This window comes from Parafannyhessea sp., from assembly GCF_051876455.1.
Lineage (GTDB): Bacteria > Actinomycetota > Coriobacteriia > Coriobacteriales > Atopobiaceae > Parafannyhessea.
In genome coordinates this window covers 1-16573 of record NZ_JBJEHW010000085.1, presented here as the reverse complement: position 1 = coordinate 16573, position 16573 = coordinate 1, and the positions used below count along the sequence as shown (strand labels likewise).

Sequence of the window (16573 nt, the reverse complement as noted above, 5' to 3'; positions counted from 1 at the left end):
CGCTCGACGCGGCAACAAGTCCCTTGCCGTTCGCGCTTGCCATGTGCTTCGGCACGTACGCGCCGGTATGGACGGTAGCAGCAGTCTTGCCGGTCTTGGCCTGCGCCTCGGCAACCGCCTTCTTGATGGCATCCTCCAGAGCCTTCGTGCGGTCGTAGTCCGCCTTTGCCTTCTTCAGGTCGGCAGCGGTCTTCTGCTCGTTTGCAGCAGCGGCATCGTACGCCTGCTGAGCCTGATCTATCGCATCGGAATCCTTGGTGTTGTAGGCGACTGCCGCATCCTGGATCCTCTGCAGTTCAGCCTTCCAGTCAGAAAGCTCGGTATCCGCGATGTAGGGATCCATAACGGCCGGATCTGCCAGAATCTTGTCCGCATCAAGCTCCGCAAGCTTCTTTGCCACTGCGGCGAGGCGAGCGGCCTCGGCATTTGCGGGATCGACCGCGTCGGCCTTGGCCTTCGCATCCGCCTGGGCGTCCGCCAGCTCCTCCTTCAGTTGCTCCACCTTGTCCTTGGCGTCCTGGGCAGTCTTCTGCAGGTCAGCCTTTTTCTGGCTGGCAGCAGTATCGGCAGCGAGTTCCTTTTCATCAGAGTCGGCCTGAACCTTGGCGTCAGCCAGCTTCTGCTGTGCATCCGTCAGGGCCGCGCTCTTCTGCGCGGCATCCTGCTTTGCCTTGGCAAGCGCCGCGTCAGCCTTGTCGCTCGCCTGAGTCGCATCATTATAGGCCTTCTGGGCGCCGGCGAGCTTCTGCTGGGCCTTTGCCAGCTCGTCGTTTGCCTTGTCCAGCGCGTCCTTGGCGGCCTGGGCGCCCTTGCTCACGGTCTCGTAGTGGGCCTGCGCGTCCTTGGCGGCCTGGGCAGACTTAGCAGCCTTCTGGCTGGAGGCGTCAGCAGCGGCCTTCGCCTGGTCGTATGCGGACTGAGCCTTGTCGCGGGCGGCCTTTGCCTGCTGGGCGATGGCGTCGGCTGCGGACTTCTGAGCGGCGGCGGTGTTGACGGCCTTCTGCGCCTGGTCGACTGCAGCCTGGGCACTCGCTACTGCAGACTCAGCATCTTTGAAAGCAGCCTGTGCTTTACCAACGCTCGCTTTTGCGGCATCCATCTTCTCCTTGGCTGCCTGTTTCTCCGCAGAGCCGTTCCCGTTCATCATCGACTTGATGAGGTTGCGGAACTCCTCGACGGTGTAGTACTTGAATGAGCCAGCGTCTAGGTTGACACAATCAGCGCCCCACGCTGCCGTATTGTTGGACGAGTTAAATCCAGCGCCTTGAATGTTATTGTTATCGAGGATATTCAGGAAGTGACCGACCTTGTGATACTCGTCAGGGTACTTCTGCCAAAACTCATAAACGCTGAGGCCGCTCTTCGCGCGCTCGACTCCCTGGACGACGGCGTCTGGGTGGGCCTTGATGAAGGCGTCATACTCTGACTTCTCGCTCATCCAAGCGGCAACCGGGTCCGTATATCCCCAAGCGAGATTTCGCGTCCCATACGAATATGGGGAGTGATTGGCATAGGTTCCGCTGTCATTGATGTCGCACTCAAGCGTCTGCTCGATGAACGTATACGGATCGACCTTCAAGTCCTGCAGCCCATAGCTCTCACGGACCTTGTTAATCTTGTCCATGACGTCGCAAGCCTTAATCAGCGAGTCATAGTTCGCGTTCGAGCCATCGACCTTCACATCTGTGCCATAATTGCCATTGTTGATATCGGCATAATCATTGGCATACATGTTTTCATGCCCGGAAACGCCGAAAATGTCCTTTGACGTCAGTGCGTCAAGCGTGTCCTTTGCCGTCTTTGGAGGAATCGGTTCCGGCAGCGCGTCATAAGCTGCCTTGGCATCGTCATAAGCCTTCTGGGCATCCTTAAGCTCAGCAGCAGTCGTGTTCTTGTTTGCTTTGGCTTTTTCCAGCTTCGACTGGGCGTCGGATAGGGCGTCCTGGGCCTTTTCCAGCGTCGAGTTAGCGTCAGAGGCCTTAGCCTGGGCATCAGAGTAGACCTTCTTGGCACTATCGAGGTCTGCGGACTTCTGGGTGGCTTTGTCGGCGTCTGAGTCGGCCTGCTGTTGGTCGGCATTGGCCTGAGCCTGAGCGGCGTCGGCGTCCTTCTTGGCCTGGTCGGCGCTGCCGGAGGTGGCGTCGCTCAGGGCCTTCTGGGCATTCTTCTGCGCCTGCTCGGCGGAGTCGGCGTTCTTCTTGGCGTCATCAAGGTTCTGCTTTGCAGTGTCCTTTGCTGCAGTGGCATCGGTTGCAGCCTTCTGGGCGTCCTTCACGGCCTTGTTCGCGTCGTCCGAAGCCTTCTGTGCGGCGTTGGCCTTATCCTGCGCGTCCTTCTGCGCGGCAGCAGACTTGTTAACCGCAGCCTTGTCGGCATCCAGTGTTGCCTGGTCCACGTCCTTAGCAGCGTCGGCAGCCTTCTGGGCGTCGGCGGCCTGCTTCTGTGCTTCGTCCAGCTGAGTCTTGGTCGACGTTGCCTTGTCGCTTGCCTCCTTCGCTGCGTCAGCAGCCTTGTTCGCGGCATCCTGCGCCTTCGCAGCTTCGTCCGCGGACTTCTGCTGGACGTCCTTCACACCGTCGCGAACGGTCGCCTCGTCCTTGGCCTTCTGCGCCTGGGCGTCGGAAAGCGTCTGCTTTGCGTTGGCTGCGTCGCTCGCGGCCTGGTTGTGCGCCGCCGTTGCCTTGTCCAGCGCGTCCTTCGCAACCTCGGAGTTCGTCGGAGCGGTCTGCGTGGTGGTCGCCTTCGCGGTGTCGCCCGTGGTCGTCGTTGCGGAAGCCTCGTCAGCCAGCGCCGGCGTCGCACCCACAATCAGCGCGCCCGTCGTCGCAAACGCCGCGGCCGCGGCGATGCCCTTCGCGGACTTCATGTGCTTGGGGGAAACGGATTCCTGCCCATTCTTCTTCATAACTGCCGCACTCCTTCCAACCCATGTCTACGAGGGCGAGAAGATCTGCGCAGCCAGCGGCATCCCCATGCCAACGGCGGCGACGCCATCCCCCGCAGCTACAAAGCCGGCGGAGCAGTCGCCCTCTCGTGCTCCATGGTCGTTCAGCACGCATCCAGAAATGTTGCACAACATTTCAGGAGGCAACTATTTTTCTGTATCGCTCTCAATTGCCTTCCGTCCCTCACGCACCCCCGCACGAGTCCCAACCCTGGCCGCGCGCGTTTCTCGCCCGTTTCAAAAGTTTCGAGCCTGAAAACCAGGCGTTTCGACTGGTCGTGAGGGCCGTTTCTTACAATACCCGCCCTCTGAGCTGGCCTATTACAAACTCAGGCACTGCGGGAGGCATCGGACGCAGCCCCTCCCGCAGGGCCCTAGCCGCACACAACGCGCCGGTCGGCACCGGCGCTCGGCAGAGGAGGGGACATGGGAACGCGCATTGCAGAGCATCCGATCCTGGGCGTGCCCCAGAAGGGAAGGCTGGTCAGCTTCACCTACGACGGAAGGACGCTCCAGGGATACGAGGGCGAGCCGGTCGCGATGGCGCTCAAGGCCGCCGGCGTGATGGTGCACCGCTACACGGCCAAGCGCCACGAGCCGCGCGGCATCTTCTGCGCAATCGGCCGCTGCACGGACTGCGTGATGGTGGTGGACGGCGTCCCCAACGTGCGCACGTGCATGACGCCGCTCGCGGAGGGCATGACGGTCCAGACCCAGTACGGGGCCACGGCCGTGCCGTTCGACGCGGCGGGCGAGAAGGACGGGGCATCCGCGAAGGACGGTGGTGCCGCATGAAGCGCTATGACCTGATCGTGGTCGGGGCCGGCCCGGCCGGCATGTCCGCCGCCATCGAGGCGGCCAAGCACGGCGTGCACGTCGTCGTGTTCGACGAGAACGCGCGTCCCGGCGGCCAGCTCTTCAAGCAGATCCACAAGTTCTTTGGCTCCAAGGAGCACCGCGCCAAGGTCCGCGGCTTCGTGATCGGCCAGGAGTTGCTGGACGAGGCCGCCAGGCTCGGCGTCGAGGTCGAGCTCGACTCCACCGTCATCGGCCTCTACCAGGACAAGGAGGTCGTCGTCAGGCAGGGCGGGGAGGTCAACCACTACAAGGGCGACGCCATCGTCGTGGCGACCGGCGCCGCGGAGAACATGGTCACCTTCGAGGGCTGGACGCTCCCCGGCGTCATCGGCGCGGGCGCGGCCCAGACCATGATGAACCTGCACGGCGTGATGCCCGGCAAGCGCGTGCTCATGCTCGGCACCGGCAACGTGGGCCTCGTCGTGAGCTACCAGCTCAAGCAGGCCGGCTGCGACGTGGTGGCGCTCGTGGACGCGGCCCCGCACGTGGGCGGCTACGGCGTGCACGCCGCAAAGGTCGCACGCACTGGCGTCCCGTTCTACCTCAGCCACACCATCAAGAAGGCCGAGGGCACGGACCACGTCACGGGCGTCACGATCGCTCAGGTGGACAGCCACTTCCAGTTTGTCTCCGGGACCGAGAAGCACTTCGACGTGGACACGATCTGCGTCGCCGTGGGCCTCTCCCCCATGTCGCAGCTCTTCAAGATGGACGGCTGCAAGGTCGTGGACGACCGCAAGAAGGGCGGCCAGGTCCCCGTGGTGGACGACCTCGGCCAGACGAGCATCCCCGGCATCTTCGCGGCGGGCGACGTCTCCGGCATCGAGGAGGCCTCCTCGGCCATGATCGAGGGCAGGATCTCCGGCCTCGCGGCGGCCTACTACCTGGGCTTCGCCACGGAGGACGAGGCTCGCGCGGGCGTGGGCGACAACGAGCGCGCGCTCGACGGCCTGCGCCAGGGCATGTTCGCGCCCAAGAACCGCGGCAAGAAGGTCGAGAAGACCGAGGAGGGCATACCCGTATCCCAGAGCCTGCTCGAGCGCGGCTACGTGGCCGATAGCGAGATCGAGCGCTTCCCCGGCGTCACGCACCGCGTGGGCATCCACCCCGTCATCGAGTGCACCCAGAACATCCCGTGCAACCCCTGCCAGGACGTCTGCCCCAAGCACTGCATCAAGGTCGGCTCGCACATCACGGCGCTGCCGCAGCTCGAGCCTGACGCCAACTGCATCGGCTGCGGCCTCTGCGTCGCGTCCTGCCCGGGCCAGGCGATCTTCCTCGTGGACGAGAAGAGCGAGCCCGGCTATGCCGAGGTCACCTTCCCCTACGAGTTCCTGCCGCTGCCCCAGAAGGGCGACCGCGGCCAGGCGCTCGGCCGCGACGGCAACCCCGTGTGCGAATCGGAGGTCGTGGGCGTCAAGCGCACAAAGGCCTTCGACCACACGGCAATCGTCACGGTCAGGGTGCCCGAGGACATGGCGATGAGGGCACGGTTCTTCAAGGCAGCGCCCGCCACGGACGAAGCCTGAGGGGGGATTCCAGATGAAGGAGATCAACGACCGCACGAGGGACCTCGGCCCCTTCGAGCCCAAGCCGGGTGACGACATGGTCGTCTGCCGCTGCGAGGAGGTCACGCAGGGCCAGATCAGGAAGGCCGTGCACGACGGGCTCTTTACCGTCGCGGAGGTCAGGCGCTACCTGCGCTGCGGCATGGGCCTCTGCCAGGGCCAGACCTGCGCCCGCCTCGTGAAGGGCATCATGGCGCGGGAGCTGGGCGTCTCGCCGGACGAGCTCGAGCCCGCAAGCTCGCGCGCCCCCATGCGCCCCATCGAGATGGGCGTGTTCGCGAAGGAAGGTGGAAGGGATGGAGAGTAACGTGACCAAGGGAACCACGGCTGACGTCTCCAGCCGCACCGCAGACGCAATCGTCGTGGGCGCCGGCATCATCGGGTGCGCGACGGCCTACTACCTCGCCAAGAAGGGCACGTCCGTCATCGTGCTCGACGCGTCGGACGTCATCGGCAACGGCGGCTCCACCAGGAACGGCGGCGGCGTCCGCCAGTCCGGACGCGACCCGCGCGAGCTCCCGCTCGCGATGTACGCCGTCAGGAACATGTGGCCGCACCTCTCCGAGGAGCTCGGCGCGGACGTAGAGTACTGCCAGGGCGGCAACCTCCGCCTCGGCAAGACCGAGCGCCACATCAAGATCCTCGAGGGCCTGCGCGACAAGGCCGTGGCCCAGGGGCTCGACATGCGCATGATCACCGGCGACGAGGTCCGTCAGATCAACCCCTACCTCTCGGACGAGGTCATCGGCGCGTCCTGGTGCCCAACGGACGGACACGCCAACCCACTCAAGGCCACGTACGCCTACTACATGGCGGCCCGCCGCCTGGGCGTGCGCTTCTACACCGGCATGCCCGTGACGGAGCTCCGCAAGGTCCACGGCAGCGTCCGCAAGGTCGTCTGCCCGGAGGCCACGTTCGAGGCCGACCGCGTGATCGTCTGCGCCGGCTACGCCTCCCGCAAGATCCTCGCCAGCGTCGGGATCGACGTCCCCATGTCCAACGTCCTGATCGAGGCGCTCGTGACCGAGATGGAGCCCACGATGTTCCCGCAGATGCTCGGCACCGCCGACGCAGACTTCTACGGACACCAGACCAAGCACGGCTCCTTCGTCTTCGGCGGCGACTCCGGCCTCGAGGACGTCAACAAGGACAACGGGCACGACGCCAACTCCTCCATCACGGCGCCCGCCATCTGCCGCGGCATCCTGCGCTACATCCCCAAGCTCGCCAACGCCAAGATCGTGCGCACCTGGGGCGGCTACGAGGACGTCTGCATCGACGGCGTGCCCGTGCTCGGCGCCGTGGACGAGGTCCCCGGCCTCGTCGTGGGCTGCGCGTTCACGGGCCACGGCTTTGGCATCTCGCCCATCGTCGGCACGCTCCTCTCCGAGGTCGCGCTGGGCGAGAAGACCACGCTCGACCTCTCGGCATTCCGCTACGACCGCTTCCACGCCAGGGCCTAGGCGGCACGCTCTTCTCCAATCCTTAACCACAACCGATGGAAGGGACCACCAATGGACACCAGCATCGACTTCCTCTATCTCAGCGAACCCGACATGATCGCCGCGGGCGTCAAGGACATGCCCGCCTGCATCGACTGCATGGAGGAGCTCCTCGTCACGCTCGCCAAGGGCGACTACGTCATGGGCGGCGAGAACCACAACTCCCACGGAACGATGATCATGTTCCCGGACCACCCCAAGTTCCCCACCATGCCCGCCAACGGGGAGGACCGCCGCTTCATGGCCATGCCCGCCTACCTGGGCGGACGCTGGCAGATGGCCGGCGTCAAGTGGTACGGCTCCAACATGAAGAACAAGGAGAAGGGCCTGCCCCGCTCCATCCTCACCATGATGCTCAACGACAAGGACACCGGCGCCCCCATCGCCCTCATGTCCGCCAACCTCCTCTCCGCCTACCGCACGGGCGGCATCCCCGGCGTCGGCGCGCGCTACCTCGCGCCCAAGGACGCCAAGGTCGCGGCCATCGTCGGCCCCGGCGTCATGGGCAAGACGTCCGCCGCGGCCTTCGTGGCGGCCTGCCCCACGCTCGACACCATCCGCATCAAGGGCCGCGGCAAGCGCTCGCTCGACTCGTTCGTCGCGTTCGTGAAGTCCGAGCTCCCAAGCATCAAGAGCGTCGAGGTGTGCGACACGATCGAGGACGCCGTGCGCGACGCGGACATCGTGTCCTTCACCACCACGGTCTCGGACGACCTCGCGAGCTTCCCCAAGGTCGAGGGCTCCTGGATCAAGCCGGGCGCGCTCGTCTCCATGCCGTCCGCGGCCCTGTTCGACGAGGACTTCCTGCTCAAGAGCCGCCTCGTGGTCGACAACATGGGCCTCTACGAGGCGTGGGAAGAGGAGTACCCCTACCCCACCTTCCCCAAGATGGGCATCATCGGCTGCGCGTTCACGGACCTGGCGCACGAGGGCAAGATCGAGCGCTCCTCCATCGTGAGCATCACGGACGTCATCACCGGCAAGGTCCCCGGCCGCGTGAGCGACGACCAGACCATCGTCTACTCCGTCGGCGGCATGCCCGTGGAGGACATCGCCTGGGGCGGCGACGTCTACCGCAGGGCCAAGGAGCTCGGCATCGGCCAGGAGCTCAAGCTCTGGGACGCCCCCGCCATGTTCTGACGCTCGCGCACCCGGCAACATCCCCGTAACCATCGCCGCAACGATTTGAAAACCTTCGCTGGTATCGTTTTTAGGTGGGGACAGGGATGATGCACGGGCCGCGCCGACGGCGCGACAGGCCCCGCATCCGGCGACGGGAGGCAGCTTTGGTCAGGACGACTTCGATTGCCTGGAGGCCGCGCGCGCTCGAGGCAAGGACCGCCCGGGCGAGAAGGACCGCCCACGACGCCCAAACCCCTGAGCGGGCCGACCAGCCCTACCTGCCGCTCGGCGTCCTCGACTACGAGGAGCGCGTTCCCGAGGGCGGAAGCGCCGCACTCGTCTACGCGTTCTGCACCGGCAGGGAGGCCGTCAACCCCTGGGCCGTGCCCGACGGCTGCGTCGACCTCTCCTTTGGCATCGGCCCCTCGGACGTGGTCGTGACCATCGGCGGCACCGTCTCCTCGGCCCGCGCGTGGTCCTTCTCGGAGGGTCGCTCCTGGGTGGGCTGCCGCTTCCGCTCCGGCGAGGCGCTCCTCCCCCACGGACTCGCGCCCGAGGACCTGGTCGACGCGGACGTCGCGCTCGACCGCGACATCACGGAGGGCCCGCTCGCCACGCGGCTCTTCGAGGCCGACGACCAGGAGGAGCGCATGCGGCTGCTCGAGTGCGAGCTGCGCTCCTGGCAGCGCGAGGACGGCGCCCCCGTGGGCATGCCGGGCTCCGAGCACGTGCGCGCGGTCGAGCGCGTCGCGCGGCAGGAGATCCAGCGCACCGGCGGCAGGGCCACCGTCGCGTCCGTGGCGCAGGAGGCCGGGGTATCACCCCGCTACCTGCGCAGGGCCTTTGCCGAGGTGCACGGGTTCTCGCCCAAGCTGTACGCGCGCTTCGTGCGCTTCCAGCACGCCATGAGCCTCATCGCGCACCCGCGCGAGGGCGCGAGCGCGTCCGAGATCGCGCTTGCCTGCGGCTACAACGACCAGTCCCACCTGGTCCACGAGTTCGACGACTTCGCGGGCATGACGCCGGGGCAGTTCCGCTCGCTCGTGGGTGCCACGGCCTAGCCTCAGGCCCCGCACGACCGTTCTTCTCACCCGCTTCACCGTCACGTACACATGAGGGCACGCCGTGCCCGCGTAGGGCCAACCGCCCGAGGGAGGCTGCAATGTCTGAGGTATCGAGGATCGACATCATCACCGGCATGGAGAAGTTCGACGGCCTTCGCCGCACGCTCAGCCGCGCGCACGTGCGCGGCATGACCGTGATGCAGGTCCTGGGCTGCGGCGTCGAGAAGGGCACCAAGGAATACGAGGTGGACGAGAACTACGAGATGGAGCTCCTGCCCAAGACCATGGTGTCCGTGGTGGTGGAGACGTCCCGCGTTCACGAGCTCGTGGACCTGATCGAGAAGGAGCTCTACACCGGCCACATCGGGGACGGCAAGATCTTCGTGAGCGACCTGACGCAGGTCGTGCGCGTCCGCACCGGCGACGAGGACACGGACGCGATCTAGCCGGACAGGACGCGAACCAGGGAGGGTGCCATGGCACGGGACGAGGACAAGCCGCTCGGACTCAGGAACGTCGTATCCGTCTCGATGGGCCTCATCGTCTCGATGAGCTGCCTCGTCTCGCTCGGGCAGGGCGCCGGCGAGGCCGGGACCATGTTCATACCGGCCATGGCCATCGCGCTCGTGCTCAACCTGTGCTCGGCCGCCTGCATGGCGGAGCTCAACAGCCTCATGCCCAACGCCACGGGCGGACTGGTGCAGTACACGCTCGCGGGGCTCGGCCCCCTGCCCACGCTCGTGGCGATGGTCGGCGGCTACCTGGTGTGCAACATCCTCTGTGGCGGCGTGGAGGCCGCCATCTTCGGCTCGGTCATGACCGAGACGCTGCACCTGCCCATCCCCGCTGCCGTGTGGCCCACCGTGGTCTCCATCGTAATCGCCGTGTGCGCGCTTTTGGGCGTGGACGCCTTCGCCAAGCTGCAGGACCTCGTGTCCTACCTGCTGTTGGCGTCCATGATCGCCATCGGCCTCATCGGCGCGTGCAAGCTCGGCACAGGAGCGGTCGTGCACCAGCAGGCCGCCGTCGCCACGGACCCGGCGTCCGTCGTGGCGGCCGTGGGCACGGCGTCGTGGCTCTTCGTGGGGGCGGAGTACTGCATCCCCATATCCAAGGACGTACGCAACGCCAAGCGCAACATCCCGCTAGGCATGATACTCAGCCTCGTGCTCATCTTCGTGATGGACTCGATCGTGGTGCTGGGCTTTGGCAACTACGTGCCGTGGGCGGAGCTCTCCAAGTCCGCCACGCCGCACCTGCTCTACGGCGAGAACCTCCTGGGCAGCTTCGGCAAGGTCTGGATGTGCGTCGTGTCCGCGCTCGCTTTCACGGGCTCACAGAACTCCACGGTCAACGGCCTGTCCCAGATAACGGACGGCATGACCAAGGTCAACATGATGCCGCACTTCTTCGCGAGGAAGAACAGGCACGGGGCCCCGGCGGTCGCGATTCTCTTCGTCACGGTCTCCATCTGCGTGATCGCGTTCCTGTCCGGCGGGACGTCGGACTCCATCTCGTTCATGATCCTGGTGGTCACGGTGCTGTGGCTCGTGTCCTACATCCTGGCGGACCTGGACGTCCTGGTGCTCAGGCGGCGCTTCCCCAAGGCGCCGCGCGCGTTCAGGGTGCCGGGCGGCCCCGTGATCCCCGTGGCGGGCATCGTGGGCACCATCTTCATGATCGCAAACATCTCGTCCGACCCGGCCGAGGCCCGCATGGTGTGGCTGGTCTCCCTGGTGACGCTCGCGGTGCTGGGCGTGTACTCGCTCTTCTGGATCCGCCGCAAGATGCACATGCCGGCGCTCAAGCCCGTGCCCATCCCGCAGGTCCTGGCCATGGAGAACGACCTCTACTACACGATCCGCCGCCGTCGCGGCATCTGGCGGTAGCGCCGCGACCACGGCCGTGCGCCTGCCCAAAGGCCGCGTCCTTCTCCCCCGGCGAGTGCTCCTGTCCCAGGTTTCTGCCTGATGGGGTCGCTATTGTTCCCCTTAGTTACTTGCGGGTCGGCGGGTTGCCTGCAAGACTTTGCGTGGACGAGAAGAACGACGACCTGGGGACGTGACCTCATGCAACACAGGAGGAAGCTCGAGAAGGACATCCGCTGCCCGCTGGAGTATGGGCTGGACGTGTTTGGCGGCAAGTGGAAGAGTCGCATACTCTGCGTGCTCTCCGCCAAGGGGCGGCTTCGCTACAGCCAGCTGCGAGACGAGATGACCAACGTGTCGGACGCGGTGCTCTCCGCGTCGCTCAAGGAGCTCATCGCGAGCGGCATGGTGCTGCGCCAGAGCTTTGACGAGATCCCGCCGCGCGTGGAGTACTCGCTCACGCCGCGCGGCCTTTCCGCCGTGCCCATCCTGCGCTCCATCTGCGCGTGGGCGGGGCAGGTGCACCGCGAGGTCACGAGCGACGCACCGCGCCAGTGCCAGACCTGCGACTACGTGGACGTGGAGCCCACGGGGCGCCGCGCGGGGGCGTAGGCGGGACGCGGCGGCGCACGGCCTCGCATCGTCGCAGGTCAGAAGCCACTTGTGGCAACCATAGCCGCTCATGTTCCCTTTAACGTCTTTAGATTGCCGAGTCGATTTCATATCTTGAGTATCGCCAAACGGCAGAGCAGCCAAAGACAAGAGAGGGAGACAGACATGAACGAGAACGTGACCAAGCTTCTGGACGCCAGCATGTGGGACCTCGCGACCTGCGACGCAAACGGCGTGCCCAACGTGGTGCCCGTGGCCTTCAAGAAGGTGACCGAGGACGGCAAGCTGCTGGTGGGCGACGTCTTCCTGGGCACCACGCTCAAGAACATCGAGGCCAACGGCGGCAAGATCGCCATCTCCGTGTACGACCCCAAGGCGCTCGAGGGCTACCAGATCAAGGGAACCGCAAGCTACGTGGCCGAGGGCGCGATCGTGGACGAGTTCAAGCAGATCGTGGAGAAGGTCTTCAAGGGCGCGGCAACCGCCAAGGGCGCGCTCGTCATCACCCCGGACACCGTGATCGTGACCACCCCCGGCCCGGACAACAAGAAGGTCCTGGCGTAGGGCAGCAGCAGCCAGCCGCAAGCCGGACGCCGCAAGCCGGACGCCGCCAGACTATTCCGGCAGCCAGGCGCCCGGCAGGTGGAGGTAGGCGCCCTCGGGCAACGTGAAGCGACCCGCAAGCCCCCGCGCGAGCAGCAGCTTTGCCCGGCGCACCGCCTCCGCAAGCCCCAGGCCCATGGCAAGGCCCGCGGCGATGGCGCTCGACAGCATGCACCCCGTACCGTGCGCCGAGCCTCCCGCGACCGCCGGCACGCCCACCCAGGTCGTGTCCTCCGCGGTGGCGAGGCAGTCATCCGCTAGACCCAGGTGCCCGCCCTTGAGGAGCACCGCGCAGCCGTAGCGGCCGAGAAGATCGGCCGCCGCGGCTGCCATGTTGTCCCTATCGTCTATCTGTCGTCCCAGCAGCGCCTCGGCCTCCGGCACGTTGGGCGTCACGAGTGTGGCCTGCCGGAAGAGGGCGCCAAGCACGGACGCCGCATCGGCCCTAGACGCTGCGTCGACCCGGGACGCCGCGTCCTTCACGCCCGGCGCATCCGGCGCTCCAGCCAGGAGCGGCGTGCCGCTCGTGGAGGCGAGCACGGGGTCGACCACCACGTTGCTTGCGTGTGCCTGCGCGAGCGCCTCGGCCACCGCGGCCGCGACCCCGGGCGTGCCGAGCATGCCGACCTTGACGGCAGCGGGCGCCAGGTCCTCATAGGCAGCCGCGATCTGGGCCGCCACCAGGTCGGGCGCGAGCGGGACCACGCGCCGCACCGCCGCGAGCGACTGGGCCGTCACGGCCGTGGCGGCCACCTTGGCATGGAGCCCCATGCCCGTGATGGTCGCCACGTCGCGCGCGAGGCCGGCGCCGCCGGAGCTGTCGAGCCCCGCTATCGCGAGGACGGCCCTCATGCGCGGACCGCGTCCGGCAGCGCGGCCTCCAGGCTCGCGCGGAGCCCGCGCGCCGCCGCCTCGCAGTCGTCTGCCGCAAAGATCGCGGACACGACGGCGCCGCCCGCGACGCCCGTGCCGGCAAGCTCGTGCGCCGTGGAGGCGTCCACGCCGCCGATGCCCACCACGGGGATGGGCACGGCCGCGCAGATGCGGCGCAGCTCGTCGTAGGTCACGTCCACGGCGTCAGGCTTGGTGGGCGTGGGGTGCAGCGCGCCCACGCCCAGGTAGTCGGCCCCGGCGCGCCACGCGGCCACGGCCTCGTCCACGGTCTGGGCGGACACCCCCACGATGGCGTCGGGCCCCAGCAGCGCGCGGGCGCGGGCGCAGGACGTGTCCTCCTGCCCCACGTGCACGCCGTCGGCCCGCACCTCGCGGGCGAGCTCCACGTCGTCGTCAATCACAAAGGGCACGCCCAGCTCCTCGCACAGCGCCTTGAGCTCGAGCGCGAGGGCGCGCCTCTCCTTCGCGGGGGCGTCCTTCTCGCGCAGCTGCACGAAGGTCGTGCCGCCTGCGACGGCCTGCGCCACGCACGCGGCGAGCGTGCGGCCGCGCAACCAAGCGCGGTCCGTCACGGCGTACAGCAGCATGCCGCGGCGGATGGCCTCCGCCGACCAGCGCCCGCGACGGCAGGGCGCCAGGCACTTCTCGCCCAGAGCGCCTGCCTCCCGCTCGGCGGCCATCAGAGGTCCTCCACCTGGGCGGCGTCCGCAAGCTCCGCGCCGGTCACGGTTGAGAGCGCGTCGATCAGGTACGTGCGGAAGCTGCCCGTGCCGTCCTCCCCCGTCATGCGCGAGCGCGCCTTCTGGCCGCACACGCCCATGGTCGCCACGCCGGCGACGGTGGCGAGAAACGCGTCCGTGCCGACCGCGAGGAACGCCGGGAGCAGCGCGGAGAGCATGCAGCCGGTGCCCGTGATGCGGCCCATCATGGGTACGCCGTTGGTGATGGCGCAGGTGCGCGCGCCGTCGCTCACGATGTCGATGGCGCCCGTGACGGCCACGGTGCAGCCCCACGCCTGGGCCAGGCGCGCTACAAAGCCGGCAGACTCGTGCAAGTTTTCGCGCGTCGCGACGTCGGCCGCACTGGCGTCAACCCCGCGCGTGCTGGAGGATGCGCCGCCCAGCGCGCGGACCTCGCTCATGTTGCCGCGCACGAGCGCGGGGTGGCAGCCCTCCAGCAGCTGGCGCGCCGTGTCCGTGCGCAGGTGCGAGGCGCCGGCGCCCACGGGGTCGAGCACGATGGCGTGGCCCAGCTGCGCCGCCCTGGCGCCCGCGCGGCCCATGCCCTCGATGCTGCGACGGTTGAGCGTGCCGATGTTGAGGTCGAGCCCCTGGCAGATGGACGTGATGTCCTCAACGTCGTCCGGCTCGTCGCTCATGATGGGGCTCGCGCCTATGGCGAGCAGCGCGTTGGCGCAGTCGTTCACGGTGACGTAGTTGGTGATGCAGTGCACGAGGGGCGACGTGGCGCGCACCGCGTCGAGGCAGTTTGCAAGCTCGGTGGACTTCATGGTTGCATGCTCCTTACGGCGGCCTGCCCAGACGCGGTGCCTGGCGAGGCCGCTCGTTCTTCTCTTCTGGATGTCTTGATTGCCGCTGGTTGCGGAACTTATGGCACGGCTGCGGCGGCCGGTCGCGTGCCGCAGCCGCCGGTCGCTAGTCGAGGTCGACCGTGAGCCCCGCCATGATCCTGTTCACGGTGCGGGCGGCGCACATCTTGCCGCACATCGTGCAGGTGCCGTCCTCCTCGGGGGGCGCCTCCGCCAGGATCTCCTTGGCGCGGTCGGGGTCGATGGCGCAGGCAAACATGTCGTCCCAGTTCACGCGGCGGCGCGCCTCGCTCATCTTGTTGTCTATGTCGCGGGCGCCGGGGATTCCCTTTGCGATGTCTGCCGCGTGCGCCGCGATGCGCGTGACCACCAGGCCCTCGCGCACCTCCTGCGCGTTGGGGAGCTTCAGGTGCTCTGCCGGCGTCACGTAGCAGAGCCAGTCCGCGCCGGAGCTTGCCGCCACGGCGCCGCCGATGGCCGCGGTAATGTGGTCGTAGCCGGGCGCGATGTCCGTCACGAGCGGCCCCAGCACGTAGAACGGCGCACCATGGCACAGGCGCTTCTGCAGCTTCATGTTGGCCTGGATCTCGTCAAGCGCCATGTGGCCGGGTCCCTCGACCACCACCTGCACGCCCTTCTCCCATGCGCGGGTCGTGAGCTTGCCCAGCTCCACCAGCTCGGCCACCTCGCTCGCGTCCGTCGCGTCGTAGGTCGATCCCGCGCGCAGGGCGTCGCCCAGGCTGATGGTCACGTCGTGGTCGTGCAGGATCTCGAGCACCTCGTCAAAGTGCTCGTAAAACGGGTTCTCCTGTCCCGTGGTCATCATCCAGCCAAACAGGAGCGACCCTCCGCGGGACACCACGTTGGTCAGGCGCTTGGTCTCCATCAGGGTCTTCAGCACCGAGCGGTTGAACCCCGCGTGGATCGTCATGAAGTCGACGCCGTCCTCCGCGTGTGCCTCAACCACGTCCAGAAAGTCCTGCGCCGTCAGCTCAACCAGCGGCTTGTCGTTGTAGCCGATGGCGTCGTATATGGGCACGGTGCCCACCATGAGCGGCGTCTTCTGGATGAGCTCGCGACGGAACGGGCGCGTCTTGCCGGAGTTCGACAGGTCCATGATCGCGTCCCCGCCAAAGCGCTCCGCGATGGAGACCTTCTCCCGCTCCTCGGGCGCGTTCTGGATGTCGCCCGAGATCCCCAGGTTCACGTTGACCTTCGTGCGCAGCCCCTCGCCCACGCCGCACGGCCGCAGCGCCGTGTGCGCCGGGTTGCACGGGATGGCGATGGTCCCCCGCGCGACGGCGTCCCTAATGTACTCGTCTGATCTGTGCTCGGCCTGTGCCACTGCATGCATCGCGTCGGTTACGGTTCCCGCGCGCGCAGAATCCATCTGCGTCATGACGCTCCCTTCGTTGGCATTATCCACATCAGGTTCTTGGGTCGTGGCGAATGGACGCCACCTCTCAGCCGGGCCGTATCCCAGCTCCCCATGTCGCGGCCCATTGTAGAACACTTCCCGGGAATGTCACGCACAATGTCTGGCACAAAGGCAGGATTACGCAAGCTACCGTAGCGTCATGTCCCGCGCGTGCGAAAATACCTAGGTGAGAAGAACAACCACTGCCACCCGAAGGACCCATGATCAAGCTCGCCCTGTCCGACCTGGACGACACGCTCATCCCCTACGGCCAGGGCCGCGCGTCCGACCGCTCCATCGCGGCGATCCGCCGCGTCAACGCCATCCCCGGCCTGGTGGCAGGGCCCATCTCCGGCAGGACCATCGGCATGATGTCCTGGATGTTCGAGGCGGACGCGGCCGACTGCTTTGCCACTGGCATCTTCGTCAACGGTCAGGTCGTGCGCCTGCGCGGAGAGGTCATCAGGCGCGATGCCCCCAGCCGTGAGACGCTGGACGCGCTGGCAGACTACCTAAAGGAAGTCGAGGGCGAGGGCGTGGCGCTCACGCTCTACGACGACGAGGTCGAGGGT

Annotated in this window: 16 protein-coding genes, 1 pseudogene and 1 riboswitch; of the genes and pseudogenes, 11 read left to right on the top strand and 6 right to left on the bottom strand. The window is 67.0% G+C overall.

The window, feature by feature from the left end:
* Both ACI38Z_RS03960 and ACI38Z_RS03955 read right to left on the bottom strand, forming a co-directional pair.
* A pseudogene (locus ACI38Z_RS03960) lies at positions 1–2905 on the bottom strand (hypothetical protein); the annotation flags it as partial.
* A gap of 27 nt (positions 2906–2932) precedes the next feature.
* A complete protein-coding gene (locus tag ACI38Z_RS03955) occupies positions 2933–3055 on the bottom strand; it encodes a hypothetical protein (protein WP_439788889.1) in 123 nt (40 codons plus the stop codon).
* Between the two features lie 315 nt (positions 3056–3370).
* Between ACI38Z_RS03955 and ACI38Z_RS03950 the strand changes: the two genes are divergently transcribed.
* From ACI38Z_RS03950 to ACI38Z_RS03905, 10 genes are all read left to right on the top strand, one after another.
* Positions 3371–3739: a (2Fe-2S)-binding protein gene (locus tag ACI38Z_RS03950; protein WP_439788888.1), complete on the top strand. Its 369-nt coding sequence runs from the start codon at positions 3371–3373 to the stop codon at positions 3737–3739.
* A complete protein-coding gene (locus ACI38Z_RS03945; RefSeq protein WP_439788887.1) occupies positions 3736–5331 on the top strand; it encodes an FAD-dependent oxidoreductase in 1596 nt (531 codons plus the stop codon). The genes ACI38Z_RS03950 and ACI38Z_RS03945 overlap by 4 nt, the downstream gene beginning before the upstream one ends.
* Positions 5332–5344: 13 nt before the next feature.
* Positions 5345–5677 (top strand): (2Fe-2S)-binding protein, encoded by a 333-nt coding sequence (locus ACI38Z_RS03940; RefSeq protein ID WP_439788886.1) that lies wholly within the window; start codon positions 5345–5347, stop codon positions 5675–5677.
* On the top strand, positions 5667–6833 hold the full coding sequence (locus ACI38Z_RS03935) for an NAD(P)/FAD-dependent oxidoreductase (protein ID WP_439788885.1): 1167 nt from the start codon (positions 5667–5669) through the stop codon (positions 6831–6833). The genes ACI38Z_RS03940 and ACI38Z_RS03935 overlap by 11 nt, the downstream gene beginning before the upstream one ends.
* Before the next feature lie 51 nt (positions 6834–6884).
* Positions 6885–8012, top strand: a complete 1128-nt coding sequence (locus ACI38Z_RS03930) for a tyramine oxidase subunit B (protein WP_439788884.1) — start codon at positions 6885–6887, stop codon at positions 8010–8012.
* Between the two features lie 146 nt (positions 8013–8158).
* Positions 8159–9055, top strand: a complete 897-nt coding sequence (locus ACI38Z_RS03925) for a helix-turn-helix domain-containing protein (protein ID WP_439788883.1) — start codon at positions 8159–8161, stop codon at positions 9053–9055.
* A gap of 101 nt (positions 9056–9156) precedes the next feature.
* A complete protein-coding gene (locus ACI38Z_RS03920) occupies positions 9157–9504 on the top strand; it encodes a P-II family nitrogen regulator (RefSeq protein WP_439788882.1) in 348 nt (115 codons plus the stop codon).
* A gap of 30 nt (positions 9505–9534) precedes the next feature.
* A complete protein-coding gene (locus tag ACI38Z_RS03915) occupies positions 9535–10947 on the top strand; it encodes an APC family permease (protein ID WP_439788881.1) in 1413 nt (470 codons plus the stop codon).
* A gap of 180 nt (positions 10948–11127) precedes the next feature.
* Positions 11128–11538, top strand: coding sequence for a winged helix-turn-helix transcriptional regulator (locus tag ACI38Z_RS03910; protein WP_439788880.1), 411 nt, complete (start codon positions 11128–11130; stop codon positions 11536–11538).
* 165 nt (positions 11539–11703) lie between these two features.
* Positions 11704–12102 carry a pyridoxamine 5'-phosphate oxidase family protein gene (locus ACI38Z_RS03905; RefSeq protein ID WP_439788879.1) on the top strand — a complete coding sequence of 133 codons (399 nt, stop codon included), beginning with the start codon at positions 11704–11706 and terminating at the stop codon, positions 12100–12102.
* A 51-nt stretch (positions 12103–12153) separates the two neighbouring features.
* Here ACI38Z_RS03905 and thiD read toward each other — a convergent pair whose 3' ends face one another.
* From thiD to thiC, 4 genes are all read right to left on the bottom strand, one after another.
* Entirely contained in the window at positions 12154–12993 is an 840-nt protein-coding gene (gene thiD / locus ACI38Z_RS03900) for a bifunctional hydroxymethylpyrimidine kinase/phosphomethylpyrimidine kinase (RefSeq protein WP_439788878.1), read from the bottom strand.
* On the bottom strand, positions 12990–13715 hold the full coding sequence (gene thiE / locus ACI38Z_RS03895; protein ID WP_439788877.1) for a thiamine phosphate synthase: 726 nt from the start codon (positions 13713–13715) through the stop codon (positions 12990–12992). Before thiE ends, thiD begins: the two co-directional genes overlap by 4 nt.
* On the bottom strand, positions 13715–14545 hold the full coding sequence (thiM, locus tag ACI38Z_RS03890) for a hydroxyethylthiazole kinase (protein WP_439788876.1): 831 nt from the start codon (positions 14543–14545) through the stop codon (positions 13715–13717). The genes thiE and thiM overlap by 1 nt, the downstream gene beginning before the upstream one ends.
* Positions 14546–14690: 145 nt before the next feature.
* Entirely contained in the window at positions 14691–15983 is a 1293-nt protein-coding gene (thiC, locus tag ACI38Z_RS03885; RefSeq protein WP_439788875.1) for a phosphomethylpyrimidine synthase ThiC, read from the bottom strand.
* Positions 15971–16084: riboswitch (TPP riboswitch) on the bottom strand. It overlaps the preceding gene by 13 nt.
* Positions 16085–16222: 138 nt before the next feature.
* On the opposite strand from thiC, the gene ACI38Z_RS03880 reads away from it, so the two are divergent.
* On the top strand, positions 16223–16573 hold a 351-nt coding region (locus tag ACI38Z_RS03880; RefSeq protein WP_439788874.1), incomplete at its 3' end, for an HAD family hydrolase.